The 23,465-nt window shown below is 51.9% G+C and carries 21 protein-coding genes; 3 read left to right on the top strand and 18 right to left on the bottom strand.

The annotated features are described in order from the left end of the window. Positions 1–603: 603 nt before the first annotated feature. Positions 604–1,617 (bottom strand): tryptophan--tRNA ligase, encoded by a 1,014-nt coding sequence (locus Dvar_RS19405; protein WP_419663546.1) that lies wholly within the window; start codon positions 1,615–1,617, stop codon positions 604–606. Positions 1,618–2,001: 384 nt separating this feature from the next. Between Dvar_RS19405 and Dvar_RS19410 the strand changes: the two genes are divergently transcribed. Continuing rightward, the gene (locus tag Dvar_RS19410) at positions 2,002–2,379 is read left to right on the top strand and encodes a response regulator (protein ID WP_419663548.1); all 378 of its coding nucleotides are present in this window, start codon (positions 2,002–2,004) and stop codon (positions 2,377–2,379) included. A 123-nt stretch (positions 2,380–2,502) separates the two neighbouring features. On the opposite strand, the gene Dvar_RS19415 is transcribed toward Dvar_RS19410, so the two are convergent. From Dvar_RS19415 to Dvar_RS19490, 16 genes are all read right to left on the bottom strand, one after another. Continuing rightward, positions 2,503–4,200 carry an SLC13 family permease gene (locus Dvar_RS19415; protein ID WP_419663550.1) on the bottom strand — a complete coding sequence of 566 codons (1,698 nt, stop codon included), beginning with the start codon at positions 4,198–4,200 and terminating at the stop codon, positions 2,503–2,505. Between the two features lie 380 nt (positions 4,201–4,580). Next, positions 4,581–5,033, bottom strand: coding sequence for a response regulator (locus Dvar_RS19420; RefSeq protein WP_419663551.1), 453 nt, complete (start codon positions 5,031–5,033; stop codon positions 4,581–4,583). Between the two features lie 130 nt (positions 5,034–5,163). Then, complete coding sequence (locus Dvar_RS19425; RefSeq protein WP_419663553.1) at positions 5,164–6,831, bottom strand: sensor histidine kinase; 1,668 nt, start codon at positions 6,829–6,831, stop codon at positions 5,164–5,166. 55 nt (positions 6,832–6,886) lie between these two features. Continuing rightward, complete coding sequence (locus Dvar_RS19430) at positions 6,887–8,581, bottom strand: SLC13 family permease (protein WP_419663554.1); 1,695 nt, start codon at positions 8,579–8,581, stop codon at positions 6,887–6,889. A gap of 550 nt (positions 8,582–9,131) precedes the next feature. Continuing rightward, entirely contained in the window at positions 9,132–10,034 is a 903-nt protein-coding gene (locus tag Dvar_RS19435) for a response regulator (protein WP_419663556.1), read from the bottom strand. Positions 10,035–10,050: 16 nt separating this feature from the next. Continuing rightward, positions 10,051–10,581 (bottom strand): hypothetical protein, encoded by a 531-nt coding sequence (locus tag Dvar_RS19440; protein WP_419663558.1) that lies wholly within the window; start codon positions 10,579–10,581, stop codon positions 10,051–10,053. Next, on the bottom strand, positions 10,581–10,739 hold the full coding sequence (locus Dvar_RS19445; RefSeq protein WP_419663559.1) for a hypothetical protein: 159 nt from the start codon (positions 10,737–10,739) through the stop codon (positions 10,581–10,583). The genes Dvar_RS19440 and Dvar_RS19445 overlap by 1 nt, the downstream gene beginning before the upstream one ends. 18 nt (positions 10,740–10,757) lie before the next feature. After that, a complete protein-coding gene (locus Dvar_RS19450) occupies positions 10,758–12,608 on the bottom strand; it encodes an SLC13 family permease (protein WP_419663561.1) in 1,851 nt (616 codons plus the stop codon). A gap of 31 nt (positions 12,609–12,639) precedes the next feature. Beyond that, positions 12,640–13,086, bottom strand: coding sequence for a response regulator (locus Dvar_RS19455; RefSeq protein ID WP_419663562.1), 447 nt, complete (start codon positions 13,084–13,086; stop codon positions 12,640–12,642). A 100-nt stretch (positions 13,087–13,186) separates the two neighbouring features. Next, positions 13,187–14,896 (bottom strand): sensor histidine kinase, encoded by a 1,710-nt coding sequence (locus Dvar_RS19460; RefSeq protein WP_419663564.1) that lies wholly within the window; start codon positions 14,894–14,896, stop codon positions 13,187–13,189. 4 nt (positions 14,897–14,900) lie between these two features. Continuing rightward, complete coding sequence (locus Dvar_RS19465) at positions 14,901–15,305, bottom strand: response regulator (protein ID WP_419663565.1); 405 nt, start codon at positions 15,303–15,305, stop codon at positions 14,901–14,903. 27 nt (positions 15,306–15,332) lie between these two features. Next, a complete protein-coding gene (locus tag Dvar_RS19470; RefSeq protein WP_419663567.1) occupies positions 15,333–16,244 on the bottom strand; it encodes a universal stress protein in 912 nt (303 codons plus the stop codon). Between the two features lie 34 nt (positions 16,245–16,278). Continuing rightward, positions 16,279–16,965 (bottom strand): CBS and ACT domain-containing protein, encoded by a 687-nt coding sequence (locus Dvar_RS19475; protein ID WP_419663569.1) that lies wholly within the window; start codon positions 16,963–16,965, stop codon positions 16,279–16,281. Between the two features lie 48 nt (positions 16,966–17,013). Beyond that, positions 17,014–17,487 carry a universal stress protein gene (locus Dvar_RS19480; RefSeq protein ID WP_419663571.1) on the bottom strand — a complete coding sequence of 158 codons (474 nt, stop codon included), beginning with the start codon at positions 17,485–17,487 and terminating at the stop codon, positions 17,014–17,016. A gap of 319 nt (positions 17,488–17,806) precedes the next feature. Next, complete coding sequence (locus Dvar_RS19485) at positions 17,807–19,291, bottom strand: SLC13 family permease (protein ID WP_419663573.1); 1,485 nt, start codon at positions 19,289–19,291, stop codon at positions 17,807–17,809. Between the two features lie 113 nt (positions 19,292–19,404). Then, positions 19,405–19,959 carry an HPP family protein gene (locus tag Dvar_RS19490; protein WP_419663575.1) on the bottom strand — a complete coding sequence of 185 codons (555 nt, stop codon included), beginning with the start codon at positions 19,957–19,959 and terminating at the stop codon, positions 19,405–19,407. Between the two features lie 434 nt (positions 19,960–20,393). On the opposite strand from Dvar_RS19490, the gene Dvar_RS19495 reads away from it, so the two are divergent. Both Dvar_RS19495 and Dvar_RS19500 read left to right on the top strand, forming a co-directional pair. Then, entirely contained in the window at positions 20,394–20,972 is a 579-nt protein-coding gene (locus Dvar_RS19495) for a CBS domain-containing protein (RefSeq protein WP_419663577.1), read from the top strand. Next, entirely contained in the window at positions 20,969–22,396 is a 1,428-nt protein-coding gene (locus tag Dvar_RS19500; RefSeq protein WP_419663579.1) for a transferase, read from the top strand. The genes Dvar_RS19495 and Dvar_RS19500 overlap by 4 nt, the downstream gene beginning before the upstream one ends. A gap of 325 nt (positions 22,397–22,721) precedes the next feature. Here the strand turns inward: Dvar_RS19500 and nuoB are convergent, their stop codons facing one another. Beyond that, on the bottom strand, positions 22,722–23,465 hold the full coding sequence (gene nuoB / locus Dvar_RS19505) for an NADH-quinone oxidoreductase subunit NuoB (protein ID WP_419663581.1): 744 nt from the start codon (positions 23,463–23,465) through the stop codon (positions 22,722–22,724).

Below are 23,465 nucleotides of genomic sequence, written 5' to 3' on the forward strand. Positions count from 1 at the left end.
GCTATTAGGTGGAAGGTATCGGGTTAACGCGGGAAAAGCGGAAAAGCGGAAGTTGGGAAGGGAAGAAAAGCGGGAGAGGCGGGAAACGCGAGAAAAAATGCTGACAATGTTGTTCGTTAGTTTTATTGGTTGAATTGGTTTGGTTGGTTAAGTTAAGGCGTGAATATTTTGAGCGCAAAGACGCAAAGCTCGCAAAGAAAACAGTATACATTCCCGTCAGGGAAATTAAACCCTCTGCGATCTTTGCGTCTCGAGCGAAGCGGGCGGTGAAATAATTAGCAGCGGACTCACCCAGACAGATACGGACGAAGATGAAGGGGCCGAGGGGCAGGGAGCAAGGTATAAGCTATTAGGTGGAAGGTATCGGGTTAACGCGGGAAAGGCGGAAAAGCGGACGTTTGGAAGGGAAGAAAAGCGGGAGAGGCGTTAAAAAATGCCGATCATGCGGCGTGGCGTGTGGGGGCGAAAAATTTTTCGCCCCCACGATGAAACCAAAATCTTTTTTGATAATCCTTATATAATAAGGTGCCCGCCTGTGTGCCCAATTCATTCATTCATTCACTCAATCTGCCTGCACCCTTAATCCTTTATGACGATTAAGGTCTACCCCCCAATGGGACGAATGCCCACTGCCTTGCGGATTTCTTCGATATAAGGAACACTGTGCTCCCTTGCCCGCCGGGCTCCTTTTTTAAGTGTCGCTTCGATATGGCCTGGATCGGCAATCAACTCCTCGTAGCGGACGCGCGGCTCGGCAAGGACCGCATTGATGGTCTCGAAAAGAATCTGTTTCATTTCCCCCCAGCCAATCCCCTGGGCATAACGGTCACGCATGGCGGCCACGGCATCGGCATCGGCAAAGGCGCGATAGATCGCAAACAGGCTACTGGTTTCCGGGTCCTTGGGTGCCTCGGGGGGGGAGGTGTCGGTTTTAATCTTCATGATCAGTTTGCGCAGCTTTTTTTCCGGCAGAAACAGCGGGATGGTGTTGTTATAACTCTTGCTCATCTTGCGACCATCTAGGCCGGTCAAAACGGCTGTGTCTTCATCGACCACAGCTTCCGGCGGAACCAGCAGGTCACCAAAATGGTGGTTGAATCGCAGAGCAATATCTCTTGCCATCTCGAGATGTTGAATCTGGTCGCGACCCACCGGTACTTTATTGGCTTTGAACATCAAAATATCTGCCGCCATCAGAACAGGGTAACAAAACAGGCCCATGGTAATGCCCTGATCAGGATCACGGGTACCGGCCGTTTCGTTCTCGGCAACAGCGGCTTTGTAGGCATGGGCCCGGTTCATCAGGCCCTTGGCAGTCATGCAGCTCAGGATCCAGGTCAACTCCACGATCTCGGGAATATCGCTCTGCCGGTAAAAAATCGCGTTATCCGTGTCCAGGCCCAACGCCATCCATGCCGCCGCGACCTCCATGCTGCTCTGGTTGACCCGCTCGGGATCATGACATTTGATAAGGCTGTGATAATCGGCCAGAAAATAAAAGCTGCGGACATCCTGATTGCGGCTGGCTTCAATCGCCGGACGGATGGCGCCGACATAATTTCCAAGATGCGGTGTGCCGGTCGTGGTAATACCGGTCAGTACGATTTGCTGGGACATGAATCCTTCCTATGTCTACACGGTTATCGGTAAAATTCCATCCCCAATATACAATAGAGGATGAATAAAGGCCAAAAAAAGCATTTATACGGTAATTGTTGCCGAGAAATCAATTTATTTTCCATTTTGAATGGGGGCTAAACGATCAAATAAAGGACAGGAAATATTGGTGAAAGGCAGACGGGTAGAAAAACCTCTTAAAAGATATAAGTAATAAATCAGTGCTATTATGATGTTTACAAGATCGGAAAATCCGAATAGCCTATTGCTTTGTGTGGTAACCTGTTTGTGTTCAAAACGATCAAGCTAAATGATCGGATGGGTGAATATAAAGGGGATACCATCTGTCTTGCCAAGCACCTGACCTTGCAAAAGGATTGATTCATGCTATCCAGCCAGTCAGCAAACGACAAAATACAGCAGTCTATTTTGATCGCCGACGATGACAAAACGATTGTCGAATTGCTTACCCAAGTGTTCAGAAGATACGGCCTGACGGTTTTTCACGCCGATAATGGCCTGGACGCCTGGAAGCTTTTCACTCGCCAGCCGACTGATTTTGTCCTCACCGACATTAAAATGCCGGGCTTGGACGGTGGTGAATTGTCACGGCGAATCCGTCGCCAATGCCCACTGATCAGGATTGGCGTGATGACCGGTGGCGACAGGGATGTCGCCACCCAACTGCTCAACGAAGGCACGGCCGACTATTATTTCGGCAAACCGTTCAACCTTAAAAAGCTGTCCGATCTAATCAATTAACAATTCCAGGCAATCTGTAAGTGATAAATCTTAAGTTTGGGATGCATCCGCTCGACACAATAGGCATAACCTTTTCAGCTTATGCTTTCTACCAACTGGTCATATGCTTGGCAGAAATGCGGATTATTTCCAGGGCAGGAAGCGCCAGTATCCCAAAACCGTCCAGAACCAAAGCACAAGCCAGGCCAGAATCGTGATCGGAAGACCGTATTTAACGAAATCCATCACGTCAAGCAACCGCTCTCCGGTTTCCGGGTCCTTGGCCATGCCGAAGCAGATGGCGTTGTTTGGCGTACCCACCACCAGAAAGTTGGCGAAGGAGGATGAGAATGAGCAGATCAGGCCTACTTTCCACACGCTCACGTTAGAGAGGGTCGCCATGGGAAGAAAAATGGGCCCCAGGGCGGCGACCGTTGCGCCGTCGCTCATGAAGTTGGTCATTGTGCCGGTCAAAAGGCTTACGCCGATTACAAGGCCATCGCCCCTGGTAAGAAAATCAGGCAGCACACTAACAAAGGAACTGGCCAGCCACAGGGCGCCGCCGGTGAACTTGAGGGCCACGCCCATGGCGCAGGCCGCCGCATAGAGGCCGACCACATCAAAGGCCACGCCATTTTGCACATCCTCCCAGTTGATGATCCTGAATAGGAACATGGCCATTACCGCATACAGGGTGGGGCCTCCCAATCCCGCATGTTCGCCGATAACCACCCATGCAATGACCAGAAGGGCCAAAATGACCGCCATGATCGCCTCACGGCCCCTGAATCTGGGCATATTGGCCACTTCATTGCGGACCACCTGGCCGGGGTTGACCCCTTCGACCTGGAACCTGGGCTTGAGTCGCAAGTACATATAAAGGCCGATGACCCATGACATTACCGGCACGAAGGGGAGACCGGTTTTCATCCATTCCAGGAAGGTAATGGGGCTACCGTAGTCGGCCAGGTAACCGACCATGATGGCGTTGCGGCCGCCGGCGGCCGGTGATCCCGGCCCACCGTGGTTAGCGGCAAAGCAAATTCCCATGATCAGGAAAATGGCCAGGGCACGATCTTTCTTGACTCCGTACATCTTGCAGGTGACCTTATAGACCCCCATGAGTACTGGAATCAAAAGGGCCACCAGGGCATGTTCGGAGAGGAAACCGGCCGACATGGCCAACAGAGGCAAAAAAATGAAGGCAAAGGCCTTGGCGCTTTTGATGCGGCTGAGCAGGATCAATCCAATGCGCTTGTCCAGCCCGGTCTTGGCCACCCCCACGGCCACGGCCAGTATGCCAAAGATGAAGAAGACCGCATCGGTCATATAAGCCTTGGAAATATCGTTGATGGGCAGGATGGCAAAGATATAAAGGAGTACCCCCACCAGAATGTCTGTGGCACCCAGGGGCAGGGACTCGGTACCCCACAGGAAGGCCGCCAGAAAGAGAATGCATACGGTTACCTTGGCCATTTGGGCCACCTGATAGGGGGTCAACAGCGGCTTGATCTGGCTGTGGCCGCCGTCCTCCGTTGCTTGCATCTTGGTTGACTGACCGGTGCGGGTATTGAACGCCTCGGGGCGCAGCTTCCTGTTAACCGCATCGGTAATGGACCTGGTTCCGGCCGGCAATTCGTAGCCGGCCGGTTTTTCCTTTTTGACAAGATCCAGCATCCCTTGGGGGGGGGGGAGCATAATGGCGAAGGTAAACAACAGACCAGCGATAATGAAAAGCACCGGTTTGTACCCGGGTTTGCTTTTCCACGACCAGCGGCGGTCTTCTATTTCTCCGCTGAGCAGCGGAGAGTAGGCACGATCGGTAGGGCTGTGGTTGTGCATGGAGCCTCCTTGATAAATTAAAAATGAGACTTCTTTATCGTATTGATGGATCGCTTCCCAAAAACGGATCCTGATTCTGTAATCAATGAGCGTGCCAATCGTTACACGATCATGAAAAAAATGTAATGACTTGAAAATATACAAGAAAAAAAGGTTTATAACGGCGGGAGTTAACGTTTGGTTTAAGAAAATGTCGGTTTGTTTTACAGGCTGTAAAAAAACAATAAACCTTTTGGATCCACACCGGCACCGTGATGTTGGATGGTGAAATTGCACCCGTTCAAACTGTTTTTTGGGACGGCGTCGGTGCCGAACTCGAAAAGGTTCTGCAAAAAGTAGGGGCGCCTACTTTTTACAGAACCACCAGCGGACCGATCAGATCATTTTTCCTGTTCGAATACCCGACTGGGATAGCGGATTAATTCCTGAATCTTGGCATCGCGAATCTTTTTGTCATGCGAGGCTTTTTTTTCGAAGGCCTGAGCCATTTTCGTGAGCAGGTCCTCGAACTTCATGGGTTTGAGCAGGTAGTCGAACGCACCTTGTTTCATTCCCTCGATACTGGTCTCAACGGAAGCATGGCCAGTGAGCAGCAGCACCTCCACTAGGGGCTGTATGCGTTTGATTTCCCTTAAGGTCTCGATACCGTCCATCCCCCCGGGCATCTTGATATCCAGCAGAACGACATCGTAAAGCTCTTCTTTGAGCTCATTGATCGCGGCCTCGCCGCTGGTGACCCCCTTGGCATCAAGCTTGCGTTTGTTGAGCCGGTTGACGATGGTTTCCACAAAATCGGTCTCGTCGTCTACAACCAGAATCCTGAACGTATGCATGGTGATGTCTCCATTATTGATTAGTTTTTTAGGCTGAAGGTGGAAGGCTGAAGGGCAGGTTGTATTTTATCGTTTTCAAAGCGACTACATTAATGCTTACACCTTCGACCTTATACCTTCTGCCTTCCTCTCACTTCTTTTCCGGAAGCACGATCGGCAGGGAAACCAAAAATGTGGTCCCTTTTCCTTCAGTGCTTTCTACCGTGATTCGTCCGCCCATTTTTTCGATAATATTGTAACTGATGGACAGTCCCAACCCGGTTCCTTTACCGGCATGTTTGGTGGTAAAAAATGGATCGAAAATTTTCTTTTGGACGGCCTCGGGGATACCCGGGCCATCGTCTTTGATGATGATATCAATATACGCTTTTTCCAGCCGGGTGGAAATATCGATTGTGCCGTCGCTGCCGATTGCATCGATCGCATTGTTGATCAGATTCATGAACACCTGTTGCAACTGAGACTGATCGTTGGCGATCACCGGCAGTGGTTCGGTAAAATTTTTGTGGATCTCGATGTCGTTGATGCGGGCATGATTGGCCAGAATCTCAATGGTCTGATCGAGTACCTTGTTGATCTCCACGTCGTCCAGGCGCGGTTCCATGCGGCGGGCAAACCCCAACATGTTATGGGTGATTTTTCGGGCGCGGTCCACATGCTCTTCGATCTTGGCGATGGATGTGGCAAATTCCTTGTAATTTTTACTGGTTTGAAATTCTTCTTCTGTCAACAGATCTTCCATCCAGCCGGCCTTTTCACCGATTACCGCCAGGGGATTGTTGATTTCGTGGGCAATGCCGGCGGCCATTTTACCCAGGGCCGCCAGTTTGTCTTGCTGAATCAATTGCGTGTTGAGTTTGTTCATTTCCCGGTCGGTGGATTCAAGATGGCGAACCAGGGTGTTGGAGATCAGTACGATGGCCAGAAAAATGATCAGGCAGCCAAAGGCGATAATCATTATTTCCGTGTTTCGCGCGCTGACCAGCCATCCGTGTTCCTGACCCGCGATCTGGCTGATCACCATCATCCACTCATCGTCCTTCAACCAGGAGCCACCGATATAGCGGGTATCGCCGCTTTCATCATCAAACGCGATCACCGTGGACCCTTCGCCGAACTGGTGGGTATCGATTCCCCAAAGATCCAGCGTCGTTCCGTTAAACCGCGGACTGGTTTGAAATATCCCATCTCGGTTAACTATGAAGGCATCACCACTGGTGCCGACCTGGGCACTTCTCACCAATTGATTTAAGATATCCGAGTCAATGGTGGCGCGAAGGATCCAACTACCATATGCATAGACGCCCCTGACAGCAATGATCACATGGGGAACCTGCCGGTATCCCATGAATACGTTGCTGATGAACTTGCCGCGGCGTACGACCTGATCGAACCAGGGTTGTTGATAATAGTTCAGCCCTTGAAGATTATAAGGCCCGGAATAGGCAACTTGGTTGCCTTTACTATCAATTACCCCCAGATCTATCAGTCCCAGCCCCTCGGCCCGTTGGTTGATTACCTGGAACAGGTGAGAAAGATTTTCCTGATCCTTTAGTTGGTCGAAGGATTGGGTTTCGACGAGCATGGCTAGGATGGTGGTTCGCTCCCTTAAAAACACATCCACGGCATTGCTTTGGGAGTGGGCCAAATGGCGGACCTGATCCTCGATGCGCTCCCTGTACAATTTACCGAACTGGTAAAAGATCGCCGTTCCCAACAGAACCAATGGCACAATGGACACCACCAGGGTGATGGTGATCAATTTCAGTCTCAGATTCCTATAAAGGGTGCGTTTCATGGAATTGACTCCGCTGCTGTTTGTCCCCTATCTACCGGTAGATTTGATGAGACCCTTACCAGGCAAGGAACCGCCAATATCCGAAAACCGACCAGCCCCAGAGTACGACCCAGGCCAGAAGGGTGATCGGCAGACCGAACTTGACAAAATCCATTACGTCCAGCAGGCGTTCTCCTGTCTCCGGATCTTTGCCCATGCCAAAGCAGATGGCGTTATTGGGTGTGCCCACCACCAGAAAGTTGGCAAAGGAAGAGGAGAAGGAAGTGATCAAGCCCACCTTCCACACGCTCACATTGGCCAGGGTGGCCATGGGCAGCACAATGGGTCCTAAGGCCGCTACCGTGGCGCCGTCACTCATAAAGTTGGTCATGGTGCCGGTGAGTAAGCTCACGCCAATCACCAGGCCGTCACCCCGGGTGAGAAAATCCGGCAGCAGGCTGACGAACGTGCTGGCCAGCCACAACGCGCCACCGGTGAATTTAAGGGCCACGCCCATGGCACAGGCTGCGGCATACAATCCTACCACATCAAAGGCCACACCATTTTGAATATCGTCCCAGTTGAGAATGCGACATAAAAACATGGCCATGACCGCGTAAAGAGTAGGCCCTCCCAAACCGGCATGCTCGCCAAGGATGATCCACGCCAGGACCAGAACCACCAGAATGACCGCCATGATGGCCTCCTGGCCACCAAACTTGGGCATGTTTTTGACTTCCTGCTTGACGATCTCACTTGGATTGACATCCGTGACCTGAAATTTGGGTTTGAGACGCAGGTACATAAACAAACCGATCACCCATGACATGACCGGCACAAACGGCATGCCGATCTTCATCCATTCCAAAAAGGAGATGGGCATGCCGTATTCGGCCAGGTACCCGACCATGATGGCATTGCGCCCACCGGCCGCCGGTGACCCGGGGCCGCCATGGTTGGCGGCGAAACAGACGCCCAGCAAGAGAAAGACCGCCAGGGCCCGGTCTTTTTTAATGCCGTACATCTTGCATGTCACCTTGTAAATGCCCATGAGTACAGGGATGAGTAGCGCCACCAGGGCATGCTCGGAAAGAAAACCGGCCGATAGCGACAGCATGGGCAGAAAAAAGAAGGCAAAGGCCTTGGCACTTTTGATACGGGAGAGCAAAATAAGGCCGATGCGCTTGTCCAGGCCGGTCTTGGCCACCCCCACAGCCACGGCCAGGATACCGAAGATGAAAAATACTGCATCTTTCATGTAGGCTTTGGATATCTCATTAATCGGCAGGATGGCAAACAGGTAGAGCATCACCCCTACCATGATGTCGGTGGCGCCCAGGGGCAGGGCTTCGGTGCCCCACAAAAAAGCGGCCAAAAACAAAATGCAGATGGTCACCTTGGCCATCTGTGCGACTTGATAATGGGTTAAAAGGGGTTTTACGTGGTTGTGCTCACCGGCCTTTTCTGCATCAACCGATTGACCGGATGCATGGGCCTGATACGCTTCGGGACGCAGTTTTTTGTTGACTGTATCGGTAATGGTTTGGGTTCCCGATGCCAGGCTATAGCCGGCTGGTTTTTCCAATTTGACCATATCCAGCATCCCTTGTGTCGGCGGCATGATCACGACAAAGGTGAATACCAGTGCGGCCATGATAAAGAAGATGGGCTTGTATCCGGGTCTGTTTTTCCATGTCCACCTTCGATCCTCGAGTCCTTCTGCCAGCAATGGGTCGAAGCTGTGGTCCACTGCGGTATGATGTGATGACATGCTGCCTCCTTAACAAAACTGTTTTTTGCCGCCAGGGCACAAGTGGTGATCGTGCCGGAAAATCGACGATACGAATTATTGCTCAACCTAAGCTGCCCTATCTTGAGCAATGCACATGCCAGGCTCCTATTTAAAGTTTGCTGTCTTTTAACTATTTGAAATAAATCTAATTATGATATGAATGGAAAAAAAATTGACACCCATCGGGAGTGTGGCCTGTCAGGTTGTTTTACAGGGTGTAAAGTGATGAGTGATGGGTGATGGGTGAGGGGTGAGGGGTTATGGGTGATGGGTGATGGGTGGCGGGGAGCTTGGAGCGGGGAGCGTGGTGATTCGGGGTGAAGGGCGGGAGAGGCGGGAAAGGCGGGAAAGGCGGGAAAGGCGGGAAATTCCGTTTCCTGCTTTTCCCGCGTTTCCCGCCCGTCTCGCCAAGGCTTTCCTCCTAACCCCACGCCCCTTGCTCCTCGCACCGCGCCTTCAAAAATAAAAACCCGGAAACGGCAGGGAGTGGAGGGAGTAACCGTTTCCGGGTCTGGGGTGGTCTGAAATGTTAGCGCAGTACCCGTTCCAATTCAAAAAACAGGTCCTGCTCACGGATAACGCCAACAACCTTGCCATCCTGAACAACGATCATGCGGCGACACCGATTATGCACCATCATGTAGGCGGCTTCCATCAGGTTGGCCCCGGCATCGATGGTGGGCGGGGTCGGCGACATCAGATCCCCTACAGCGGTGGCGGCCAGCTGCTGGGCCTCGCGCGTGAACATGCCGGTCCAGAACATGGGCGAGTACTGCAGGCTGTCCGCCGTGGATGGCTTGGGAGCGCTGAGGTAGCCTGGCATGATGCCTTCCAGAAGATCCATGATCGACAAAATTCCCTTTAACTCACCGGACCGGTCAAACACCAGCAGGCTGCGGTGTCCGGTTTCCATGATCCGGCTGGTGTGCATCTGGGGCGTAAAGGTCTTTTTGAGCTCGGCAATACCCTCGGCCACGGTCTGGTCTTCATTGAGCGTGGTGTACTCGGCAAGGGGAATCATGACCGCTTCGACTTTACGCTCCTGGTCCGGCGTCATATCCGCGTCCTGATGCCGCATGGCATCGGATAGTCTGGACGCCAACAGATCGATATCACAGGGCTTGGAAAGATAATCCACAGCCCCCTGGCTCAGCGCCGCTTTGGCGCTGTCATCGGCACCATGGCCGGTAAGCATGATCACTGGCAGATCCGGTGACTGTTTCTGGATTTCAGCCAGGGTTTCATTGCCGTCCATATCCGGCATGCGAACATCCAGGACCACGACATCCGGCTTTTCGCTGAGTCGATCCAGCGCTTCACGGCCATTGCCGGCCATGATCATTTCAAATCCTTTCTTTTCCAATAGCTTCCGGGTCGTCTCCCGAAATTGGGCTTCATCATCAACCATCAAGACTTTTATTTTTTTTGTCATTTTTTCTGACTCCTATTTAAGCAGAATGGAGCGATCCAAGGGCAGCCATGGGCAACAACGCCCAGATCAGGATCACCAAAACGGAAAAGGTAAACAGCACGGTAAGCGTGGCTCTGGACTTTGACATGCCCAGCCCATTGACCATGCCGGTGCCGATCAGCCACCATTTCCATGGCTCGGTAATAAAAAAAGCCGCCGGCACCCAGGCAATGAGTAAAACGGCGCCCGAACTGAGCGAAAATATGGAAAACAGCTGTTTGAATGCGTAGTGGCGGCGAGCGGTGGTGGCAAGGGCCAGATAGCAGGCCGTGCTGCCCATGACCACCATGCCCATGGCATTGATGAACAGGATGATTGCCGTGGCCAGTAGTGTGCTGTCCGGTCTGAGCAGTGCCCCGGTGACGGCAAAAAAAATACTCGATGCCGTGAGGATGATCAGGGCCTTGAATGGAGTGACCGCTTTAAACCGAGTGGCGTAAAACCGGCTTGGCCGAGTGAACAGTGCAATCAAGGTGTCGAAATAAAATGGGGTCCCATGCGTTTGCATTAGAGTACTCCTAGTTTATAGAGAATACCAAGGATCAGCATGATCACCGTGAGAATGAAGTAAAACTGCCGTTCCGCCTCACGGGTAAACCATAGCCGTCCATCCTGTCGTATCCATTGCGGTCCTTTTGCCATGGTGGCCTTTTCTTTACCGTGCATTGAGCGCTTCCTTTCCCGTTAGAATCCCGGAAGACCGCTGAATCCTCTGAACATCCAGTAGACACCGGTGAGCAACAATAAAACGATGTTGGCGATAAACCACATGGGCAGTCCGACCCTCAAGTAATCCTTAGGTTCCAGATATCCGCTGGCATAAACGATGGCATTGGGAGGTGTGCCGATGATCAGGCAGTAGGCAAAAGAGGATGCCGCCGCCGTGCCCATGGCCATGAAGGGCAAAAACGTGGTTCCCGGATGGACCAGACCGGCCATGTTCAGGGCAATGGGACCCACCGCCGCGGCGGCCGGACCATCGGCCATGAGGTTGGTCAGGATCGCAGTCAGGCCATTGCTGGTGGCCATGAGCGGCAGTCCGGCATCCATGCCCAGCGGCGCCAGGGCATCAATGGCGCTTCTGGCCAACCAGTAGGCGGCACCGGTATTGTCCAGGGTCCGGCCGAAAATGATTGCCCCGGCATAGAGCCAGACCACGCCCCAGTCGACCTTCTCCTGATAGTCGCGCCAGTTGACCACACCGGTCAACAGATAGGCCACTGCGCCGGCCACGGCAATGACACCGATGCCCAGGCGGACCGGATAGATGCCCAGGTTATAGAATTCTTTTTCAGTGAACCAGCCGAAGACCATGATGAGGAAAATGATCAGAGCGATGATCTGCTTGCGGTTCCAGCCGCCCATGCGGCCGATTTCATTCTGCAGATGGTTCATGGCCGGAGCCAGGGAGGTGACAGCCGGTTTGAAACGCCAGTTGACCATCAGCCAGGTCACCGGAATCATGATGACGAGAAAGGGAAAACAATAGGTGATCCACTGAAAGTAACCGATATCCATGCCGAACATGTCCGCCAGATAGGTCATCATGATCACGTTGCGGGCCCCGCCCGATGGGGCGCCGGGTCCGCCGATATTGCAGGCCATGGCAATGGCGATCATCAGCATTTTGCCCAGCTCGGGATCTTCGGGAATGTCCTTGGTCAGACTGTTTTGATAAAGCAGCATGCCGATGGGCAGAAACATGGCCGCCAGGGCATGATCGGAGATAAATGCCGCCAGCGGTGCAATGATGATGAAAAAGATCAGTGTGATCCAACGGACATTGGGAACGGCCAGTTTCCTGAACATCATCAGACAAACCCGCTTGTCCACACCGGTTTTGACAAAAGCGGCGGCGAACATCAGGCTGCCCATGATGAACCAGCAGGCGTCATCCCAGTAGAGCATGGCCACTTCTTTGCGGGTGACGACACCGGTGAACACCAGAATCAGACCGATGCAAAATGCTACCCCGGGCAGCGGAATACATTCAGTGAGAAAGCAGAGTACCACAAACACACCCATGGCAATGGATACTTTGATGAACCAAGCGCCATTGTCTGCCGCGGCACGGTCTTTTTCGGACAGCTCTTCGTATTTCAACTTGTCTTTGCGAAGGGAGAGTGATTGTTGCATCAATTCGGAAAATGCCTCATCACTGACCTGCGTGTCAATATAGGCATGGGCCTTATCGAAATTGCTTTTATCCGCTATTATTTTGTTTTGTTTGCACCATTTTAGATCACGCTTGAGATAACGGCCGCGGGTTAGGGCGCCCATATTCATGTTTTGTTCCATGATCTGGGCCGTCAATAACTGCCACTGCTCGGCATCGGAACTCTTGATATTGAACAATGCTTGAGTGATGTGTCCAATCACCGCCTTCGGGCCGACACGGTATTCGGTTCCCACATCCTTCATGCCGTATGGGGTGGGCATCAGCAGCAGCACAAAGAAAAGCACGACCGGAATAATGAACATTTTCCAGTCTACGTACTTATCGTATCCAGTGATTTTTTTTTCCTTTTTGGCCATCGTACAAAACCCCTTTCAGCTTGCGAATTGGTTAGGCATGCTTGAGCATTTCACGCGGTGTTTTCATCAGACCGCGCATGCGTGCCACGCGGATTTTTTCTTCGATATCCGTGCGCCGGTTGAAGGCCTGGGTGGCCTTTTCAATGATTTCTTCGATGTCAGCCGGCTTCATCAGATAATCCACGGCGCCGGATTTCAGCCCGTCAATGGCCGATTCCACCGTAGCGTGACCGGTAAGCATGATGACTTCAACCATGGGAAACTGACGTTTGATTTCACGTAAGGTCGCCACCCCATCCATCCCCGGCATCTTGACATCCAGGACCACCACGTGAACCGGCGATGTGCGTAGCATCTCCAGCGCCTCGCCGCCACTGGAGGCGGTTTGTACCTCGAATCCTTTTTTTTCGAGAAGTTTGCGGGTGGTGGACAAAAAACGTTCTTCATCATCCACTAACATCATTTTTAGTTGTTCCATTTTTTTACTCCTATCTTCGGGCAAAAGGGCGTATCGGCCGAAAGGTGCCGGCCGACGGCGCCGTTAATGATGATTCCCCAGGTCGTTTTGGGGAAAGGGTTTACCCTACGGGAAGTGTGATGGAAAACGTCGTACCTTTTCCCATCTGACTATCCACTTCCATTTTGCCGCCCATCTGCTGGATAATGCCGTAGCAGACAGACAATCCCAATCCGGTGCCTTTGCCCACCGGCTTGGTGGTGAAAAAAGGAGAGAAGATTTTCTCCATGTTTTCGGGTGAAATACCGGTCCCGTTGTCCTGGACCGAGATCATCGCTTGGCTGTCATTATCTTTATTCAGGGTAATGGCAATCACACCGCCGGCGGTTCCCTGCTGGTCGATGATGGCATCCATGGCATTGTTGAGCAGGTTGAGCAGCACCTGCTGAAGACGCGATGCATCGGCATTGACCCGGATCGGTGCGTTTGGCATGCGGCGGTCCAGATGGATGCCGTGTACTTCGGCTTTTTTGGTCACCATTTGGACGATTTCCGGAACCACGACGGCCAGGTCCAGATCCTCCTGCCTGGTTTCACCCTGTCGACCGAATTTGAGAATGGCTGCAGTGATCCGCGAGCAGCGGTCGATCTGTGTTTTTATCTGGTCGATGCTGTCGGTGACCTGATCAACGGCGTCACCGGGTTTGATCTCACCGCTTTCCAGCATTTCCGTTTGCAGTAATCGGATGAGTGACAACTCGGAGCTGATAATCTGCAAGGGGTTGTTGATCTCATGGGCAAAACCGGCAGCCATTTCGCCCAATTCCGCCAGGCGCGATGCACCGATGAGTTGCTGGCCCAAAAGGGCTTTTTCCGCATCCGTGCGCTCCATTTTACGAACAATGGCATTGGTCAGGGTAAACGCCGCGGCGATGATGCAGCCGCCGCCCACCAGGGTGATGAGAAGAATCGGCATGCGGGCCTTTTCAAGCGCCATGAACGCATCCGATTTTTCCTGGCGGATGACCAGAATCCAGTTGTGGTCCTTGAGCCAGGTGGTGGCATAAAGAAACGGTTCGGCCTGGTCCTGCTGGTGAATGAAGGTACGGATATCCTGGTCATCGGATGGAAAGAGAATTTTTTCCGGCGGTGTGTCCATCAGATTGCCACCGCTGCGACGGTCGGTTTGCAGGACCCCTTCATGATTAAGCAGATAGGCCTCACCGGTTTTACCGATGCGAATCTGTCTGACCAGATTGTTGAAGCGCTGGGAGTCTACCGTTGCGCGAACGACCCACATCCTGCCGTTTTCTTTTTTGCTAACGGCAATGATAAAATGCGGGATGTTGCGAAATCCCAGGAACACATCACTGATGTAAATGCCGTTTTCCAGGGTTTGCCGGAACCAGGGGGCGTCCTGATAGCGTTTGCCGGCCAGATCATAAGGGCCGTAATAGGCCACATGCATACCGGAATCGTCAAATATTCCCAAGTCCACGAATGCACTGGATGTGCGCTGAAGTTCTCGGAACGTCGATGATAGATAGTGGGTCTGAATCAGTTCTTCCACGCTGGCCGTATTGACGATCAGTTCCAGATCGTTTTTGCGCTCAATCAGAAAGGATTCGATCATCTGACGATGATCCGCTGCAATCCGTTTCATGGTGGAAATGGTGCTGTTCTCAAGAGATTTTGAAAACGAGTGATTGCCGATATAAAGGGCCATTAAAAAAGGAATAAAAGGCACCAGGATCATCGTAACGAGGATGAAACGGCGCACGCCGGTATAGGGTTGTGACGCTGTTTTCGAGTATGTCGATGATTGGTTCATTGTTTTACTCTTTTTTATGCATCGCTTGGGGGTTGTCTTCCAATGGGCGTAAAATCTTGGACACGGTCTTTTTCAAGTCTTCAACGCTATTGCCTTTTTTTTCGACAAATTCGGCGGGGGTGAGAGAGAAACGAGGCGATGCTTCATCCGGGGCCAGGGTATGCAGCACCACCGGCAACGGCGGCACGCGATCTTGAAGTTTTCGTGATAAAAAGTCGGCATCCACATCCGGCAAGTCCGGATCGAGTATCAAAAGATCCAGTCTGCTCGGACCATAAATGAGCTTTAAAAGCGCGTCACTACTATCCGCGAGACGGACGGCATAACCGGCCAAGGTGAATTCCCGCTTCAGAAATCGTCTGATGCGGGAATTTTTATCAGCAATCAGGACTCGATATCGCTTGATCACGATGATGTCCTTTCACGCCCAAAACCCTTAAGTGACGATCCAAACCGTATCCTTACGACCGGCTTGAACCACTTTGTTGCTCACGCGACCCATGAAAAACTCGCTGACGCTGGAAAGCCCGCGTCGGCCTACGACAATCGTCGCCCAGTCGCCACCGTGGGCCGCGTTGACAATGGCACCCGCCCGGCTCAAGACGCCGGTTACGGTTTTGGTGGAAATATTCTCCGGCGGGAACCCGGCGTTGACCAGAATGTTGATGGGAGATTTGAAGACCTCACCGGTTTCACCGATCCCGTTATCCTCGAGGAGATCGATATCCGGTTTGGGGCCACCGCGAATCACGTTAAGCAGCCGTACGTGGTAGTCCTCATGCGGACCGAGCATTTCGCCCACAAACTGGACAGCCCTGTCGGCGCATGGTGAGCCATCCACGGCCACCAACACCCGCTTGTTGAGTGGTTTACGGCCGGCAATGAGTACGGGAATAAAGTTCAGCTTCTCCATCAGTTTCAAGGTGACGCTACCGACGATGATATTCTGCAGGGCGGTGGCGCCACGGCGGCGGACGATGACTGCATCGTAACCGTTGTGGGCCTCGATGATGATATCTCTGGCAACGCCCTTTTTGCGGTTCTGAATTTTAATGTCCACCGCTGTTTCAGCATGCCCGGCGTCCATCAACAGTTGCTTGGCGTCGTCCATATATTTACGGATACTTTTTTTCTGCTCTACTTCCCAGCTGCGTACATGACGGACGACCTTGACACTTTTGGGTTCTTTTTCCAGGTCGTAATATGCTTCCGGAATGCTGTTGAATACATGGAAGAGAACTATTTTCATGCCTTTAAACGCGTCTTCTTCTCCTGCATAACGCACGGTCTGAATGGCGCGCTGTGAGCCGTCGACGGTTAGTAGCATGCGTTTTTGTCTGGGTGCCATATCGTTCCTCCTGTCACTTTGTTAATTCAAAGACTCAATGATTTCCAAAAATGGTCCGCCGATTTTCGCGATGATCGACCACGTATCTGAGCTTGGCTTTGGCTCTTAAAATATCCAACATCTCGTCGATACGGTCCCGCGGAGCGTTAAAAAAACGTAAATAGACATTACGATAGCCTTTTGGTGCCCGTTCGTAGGTGGACAGAATACTCGCCATGCGACCACCGTAGTTCCGGATAATGCTAACGATTTCCATGATCGATCCAGGCGTATCCTCGAGTACAAAGGCCAGGTGAAACCCACGCTTTTTCAGGCCGGTGATGTACAAGGTCGCCTTGAACAGGTCGGTCTGGGTAATCACCCCGCATAAGTCGCCGGCATCATCCTCAACCGGGGCACCGGATATATGATGGGAGAGCATCAGATCGGCCGCTTCTTCCACGGTCCAGTCCTGGTTCACGGTCAAGACATCCTTGGTCATGATCTCAGCCACCTTGATTTTGGAAATCAGATAGAGAAGTTCATGGACATCCAGGCTGGTGGCGTCCGATGCCGATGCGTGTTTCAAGTCACGATCTGAGATGATGCCGCAAAGCTTGCCTTTATGGGTGACCGGAAGCAGCTTGAAGCGGTTTTCCTTCATCAGGTTGATGGCCTGCTGCATGGATTCAGCCTTGTCGATGGCAATGACCGGCTTACTCATCCAGTATCTAATCAGCATGGCGTTCCTCCTATGCTGTTGGCTGGGGTTGATGAGAGAAAATGACCGCTAAAAAGGAACGTCTGAAAAACCGGCCGGGATGGTGACCAGTGGAACAGGGGATCGGCGATACAGTTTTCTTGCTGTCGATCCCACCACCACGTCGGCCAGGTTACTGCGCCCTTTGGCGCCGACAACCAGCATATTCGGCTGATGATTTTTGACCGCTGCCAATACTTCCAGATATGGAACACCTTGCCGGACCTCCACCGAATAATCGATCGCTTCAGGTGATACCGTGTCCAACAGATCTTTGATCCTTGCCTTGCGATCCTTGATTTGTTCTTCAATATAATTGGGGAGTGAAAACGCTTCATAGCCCACCATGGCGCGACTCACCATGTCCAGGTCCCGCTGGTTGATGACACTGACCAGCAGTAAGGCCGCATTCAGCTGTTTGGTCAGCCATGTGCTGTAGCGAACGGTCATTGCCGAATAATCCGATAAATCGACTGCTGCCATAATTGTAATGCGCTGGGTCATGAGGTACTCCTTTCGATTGCCGGTTAGGATAGATCTAATTGGGAATTTGCCCTTGACCAACTGTTGAGCAATGGCTATGCCACTTGAAAACCCGATCTGGATTGTAATAATACACAATGAAAACAGATGGATAAAAAAATGGTCAATGCGTTGGGGAAAGACGTTGGAATGCTGTGGTGTCGGACCTCTTGACAGGGTGTAAAGGAAGATTTTTAGAAATAAGAGGAAGGGGATGAAAATAAAAAAGCGCCGACGGCTGATCCGCCTGCGCTTTTTTTAAGAAAATGAACAAATTGTCTGTTGTGAGGGTGTGAGCGGATCAGCCCGCAGCCGTGGGCATGCCCATCAGCGGCCAGAGCACTTTCACGGCAAAAGCCGTGACCACCATCAGAATAATACTGGCTGGAATGCCCCACAGAAAAAATTCACCGGTGGTGAACTGTTTGGAGTCATAGGCAATGGCATTGGGCGCGGCGCCCACCAGCAACAGAAACGGCATGCCTGCCACGACCAGCGACGCAAAAACGATGATTTCACCGGATACGCCCAGGTAGGGCGCGATAACCAGTGCCACTGGCAGTGAAATGGCAATGGCGGCGACGTTCATGATAAAGTTGGTCATAATCATGACAAAGAAGGCGATGCTCATGACAAAAACGAATCCGGTGGATTCCTTGAACATGGTCAGCCAGTTGACGGCCATCCATTCGGCGGCCCCGGTCTGCCAGAGACAAAAACCGATGCTCATGGCGCCGGCAAACAGCAGGATGATGTTCCAGGGAATCGATTCCAGATCATTGATATCCAGAAGCCCGGTCGCAAAAAAGAGGATCGTGGACGTCAGCAGGACGGCAGTTTTGTGCGGCGGAACAAATCCGGGCATGGTGGATTTCATTACCGCGGATGCGCCCAATACCAAAATCGCGGCCCCCACGATGACTGCGGCGGTGACTTCACTTCTGGAGATCGGGCCCATTTCCTGACTGAGTCGTTTGGCTTTTTCACGCAAGCCCGGAATGGTTTTCTTTTCCGGCTTCATCACGATCATGAAAAACCCCCACAACAGGAAGGTCATCAGCCAGCCGACGGGGAACATGTAGTAGGTCAGCTCGAAGAATCCAACGGTCTTACCGGCGACCTCATTGAAAAATCCCAGCGCTACAGCACCGCGGGCAGCACCCAGCAGGGTGACAATACTGCCCGCGCCGGCAATATAGGCCATACCGATGAAAAGTCCCTTGCCGAATTTGGTGGGTTTGTCACCCTCGCCGTACATGGCATAGATCGCCACCAACAGGGGGTAGATGGTGGCTGCCACGGCCGTGTGGGCCATGATGTGGGTCAAAAGGGAGGTGAGGACAAAGCAGCCCAGATAGATCATGCTGGTTTTTTCGCCCACAATCCCCAGCATTTTATAGGCGATCCGCCGGGTTAATCCGGTTTTGGTAAACACCAACCCCACCACAATGGAACCGAAAATGAACAGCACGCTGGGGTCCATGAAATCTTTGAACGCGTCCTTGGCCGGGCGGATAAAGAAAAGGACTTGCAGCACGCCGATCGTCAAGCTGGTCACGCCGATGGGCACGACTTCAAACACCCACCAGGTGGCGGCCAGCAAAAAGACCGCCAGGGCGCCTTTTCCTTCCGGGGACAGCGCAAAGGCTTTGCCTTCGGGATCCATGGCTTCCGGCCAGGGAGGCGAGTAGTAAACGATAATGAAAAGAACAATACCGATGGCCATGAAAAGATATTTTTTCCAGCTAAGCCCCAATGCGGAGGCCGCTGCCGCGTCACTACTCATCTATTTCTCCTTCATTTCAATTGTCACTATTTTAGCAGACCGGTTAACAATGCTTTTTGGGCATTATCATTGTCTGAAATTCGTTGTCTTTGACCCAATGCGGTCCCACCCTGCTACAGGCTGCAGGTTTTCATCACATGAAAAACAGCAGCAAAAACATCCGTAAGCCTGAGGATGCCGATAATTTTCTTGTCTTTTTTTACCATCAGCGATTGATAATGGCCCATAACCAAAAGGTGAATGGCGCGATCCAGTGATGCGCCAGCATCAATGAATTCGCCTTCGGTGAGCTTGGACATGAAGTCTTCGACCTTTGTCTGGCTGGCCTTCTGGCAGATGTTTTCCATGGCGCCGTCGAGCAGGCTGTACTGGTCCTGCAAATCTTTCAAAAAGGAGACACTGAAACCGTATTGGGAGGCCGACGAACTGGTTGCCATTTTCAAATACTGGGGTTCGAGTGCCTTAAGCGCGGTATGCTGGCTGATTTTGCCTACCACATTACCCTTTTTGTCCAACACCAGAACGGCCCGATGCCGGTATTTGGTCTGGTCGAACTCTCCCTGGGCTTTCTCCAATGCCAGCACGGCGTCAAAGAGCGTCGCCCCGACGGTAACCGTGGCGTATTCCGACAACGGAACCATCAGATCTTCAATCTTGTAGGTTTTCAACGCGTACCTCCTCTCAAGTTTATTATTCATTGGGTTAATCAACCCATAATAGTTTTATTTTAGCATGTCCTACGGGTGGGAAGTATTTTCCGAAACACCAGCAGGTTGTCTACCACAGGGGATGGGTAAGATCAAGAGAATGGTGTTCGTATTCGAAACGCACAGTTGGTGGCGGGTGAAGTGTTCGATTTCGATCATTCACTATATAATTGATTCTTTTTTTGACCCCCAATGTTTACTACAACTAAAGAGAGTTCGGTTTTAATTGATTAGGTTCCTAAATCATGATAGTTACGCCAAAATTCAATCAAAAATAAAGGCGGCATCCATGTATCATGTTGGCTATCCAACGTGTGCATTTTGCTTAAGGGGATGTGAGATTATTACATTTCAATTGGTTGAGAACTATCAAATCGTCGAAGGGGAGGCTTTCAGTGAAAAATTATCTTGTCAAGGAGTTGATGGTACCCATATCGGAATACGCAACGGTTCCGGAGGGTGCCACTCTTTTTGAAGCCGTACTGGCGCTGGAAAACGCCCAGGAACAATTCCAGCAGAATCGATATTCCCATCGCGCGGTCCTGATCATGGACAAGAACAAACGGGTAATCGGAAAGCTCAGCCAAATGGATTTTTTAACGGCGCTGGAACCCAAGGATGAAAATCTTATTCAAATCCGAAAGTTTACGCAGCTTGGTTTTTCGCGAAAAGCGATTGCCCTGCAACAGGAAGAATACTTGAAATCGTCGCCGCCCATCCTGGATGTGTATTCCAAAGCCGCCTCCATGAATGTGACCCAATTCATGCAGCGTCCAACCGAAGGCGAGTATGTGGATGAAAACGCGTCGCTGGATGTGGCCCTGCATCAAATAACGGCCGGGGCCAATTTATCCCTTCTAGTGACCCGTGGGACGGAGATTGTCGGAATTCTCCGACTGGCAGATGTCTTTGCCGCGGTTTACCATTCCATGAAAGAATCTGAATCTCAAAAAGCCAATGGAGAGGCAGGATGAAAGAACTCAATAAACTGTTTGACCGGATTATCCAGCGTGTGAACATCAATTTGAGGGAGTTGGAATTCGATGTCAACCCGTTGGTCAGCAATCTCATCCCCACCCAGCAAATGACCAAATTCTATGCGTTTTATGGCCTTACCCCCCACCACCCGCTCAATTTCGTATTCCGCCATTCCAATCTGTCCGGAAGTTATTTTCTGGGCAAGGTGCGGGTAACCAATTCGCTGCTGTACAAGAGCGATATCCGTGGCGACGAGCTGAAAAAAAAGGGAGACCTGTTTCAATACCAGGATTTCAATATCCCGGTGGATCAGGATGAAGAGATCACCATTGATGACAGTTTTCTGATCAAGACCCTGGTGCATAATTTTTCCCATGACCCGGAAACACTGGAGACCTTTTTCGTTCGCGATACCGTATCCACCCACTATGCCAATATCCATGGATCACCCTCCGACGGGTGTTTCATGGGGCCTTTTTCCACCGTGGATCTGACCACCATGCGGGACTGTGTCGTGGGCGCTTACTCCTATGTGCAGGCCGGGGAGATCAGCCATTTGAATATCGAGCCGGGCACGGTCTGGGTGCGTCTGCCGGACGAATTCAACTTCATGTACCGGTTCCCCAGCGACCTGCTGACCAGCTATATCTATTTTAAGCCGGGCAACATCCCCCAGGGCATTTTCATGGATTTTGTGGAAGACCGCAAGGCGGCCTTTGAACAGGTATTTAATATCGTCAATTTCAAGGCGCCGGTGACGGTTCCCGATAGTGCGTCCGTGGATCGGTTTGCCGTCATCAAACCCAAAACCACCATTGGCGACAATGTTCTCGTCGCGCAGCGGGCATTCCTACAAAACTCAACCCTTGGCAAGGGCGCCAACGCCCAGGAAAACTGCTACATCATCAATTCCGTGCTGGAGGGTAACGATGTCACGGCCCATGGCGCTAAAATCATCGAGGCGGATTTGGGTAAAACCGTATTTGTCGGGTTTAACAGCTTTTTGCGCGGGCGGCCCAATGCACGCCTTAAGATCGGGCCGGAATGCATCATCATGCCCCACACGATCATCGATATCAGCAAGCCGTTGGTTGTTCCACCGGGACATCTGGTCTGGGGCCTGATTGAAAATGCCAATGATCTGGAGGCCAACAGCATTTCACTCAAAGATTTGTCCAAGATTGAAACGCGGATGTGCAAGGGACGCATGCTGTTTGAAGGCAGCGGCAAGACGTTTGTCACCGGTTTTCAGGAGCGGATTCATCATATTCTGGAGGCCAATGGCGCCTTTTTTGCCAACGTCACCAACAACCGCGGCCACGCCCAACGCAACCAGAATATCTCCTTTAATACTATTCAGCCCTATCCCAAGGGGGACGATAAAACAGGGTTGTACCCGACGATTATCATCCAGCCGTAAAAATCAAAAGGGCCTGTCACCCATCATACAGGCCCTTTCCCTTTAGTTTTTTAATGGGACACGGATGAACGCAGATGAACACGGATCGGGTATTAAGAAGGTCAGCTTCGCTGAAAATAACTGATCCGCATTTTTCCGCGTAAATCCGTGTACTATTTTTTAATGTCAGGACGTTTGTGGAACATTTTCGTGACTATTCAGAACTAGGCCCATAGGCCCGAGATCAAGGCTTTCGAAAAATTTTACCGCAGGCATATGGATGATATTCCGAGGATAAAATTTTTCGTATAACGCCGATATCGGGCCTATGGGGCAGTTCTGGGCATTATTTAAAGAAATTGAGTAGCGCGTGCAGATTACTCATGGGATGGGGCGGGCAGCCCGGGATAAACAGATCCACGGGCAACAACTTATCCAGCCCCTCGGTGATTTCAGGACTGCCCCGAAACGGACCACCTGAGATGGTACAACTCCCCACGGCGATGACCACGCGTGGTTCGGGGGTGGCCTCGTAGGTCTGCAGTAACGCGGTTTTCATATTGCGGGAGATGGGGCCGGTGACGACGATACCGTCGGCATGGCGCGGAGAGGCCACGAAGTTGATGCCAAAGCGGGCCAGGTCGAAAAACGGGGTGGCCAGCACGTTGAGATCCGCTTCACAGGCATTGCAGCCGGCCGCCGATACCTGGCGAAGCTGCAGTGACCGACCGAACAGTTTTTTGAAATGCTGACGGGAATGCTGGGCCAGGTCCGGAATATCGCCCTGGGTAATCAGATGGGCTTTTTCCGCCACAGCCACGGCAAAATCCTGGGTAAAGGTGATGAACCGTCCGCCGGCGATTCGGGCGCAGGTTCCGCAGAACACGCAGCGTCCCATATCGATGGTTTTGGCAATGCTGTCAATGGCGTCCTGGGGACAGGCGGCGGCGCACCGACCCACGATATCGGACGGTGTATCCTGCTGGATGATTGGCCGCCCCCGGTAACGGGGCAGCAACTGGACGTTTTCCTTGGGGTAGCGGGATGTCTTGCATCCCTGTTCAAACCTGTTTCTCAGCACTTTTAGCAT

Source organism: Desulfosarcina variabilis str. Montpellier, assembly GCF_048565275.1.
Taxonomy (GTDB): domain Bacteria; phylum Desulfobacterota; class Desulfobacteria; order Desulfobacterales; family Desulfosarcinaceae; genus Desulfosarcina; species Desulfosarcina variabilis.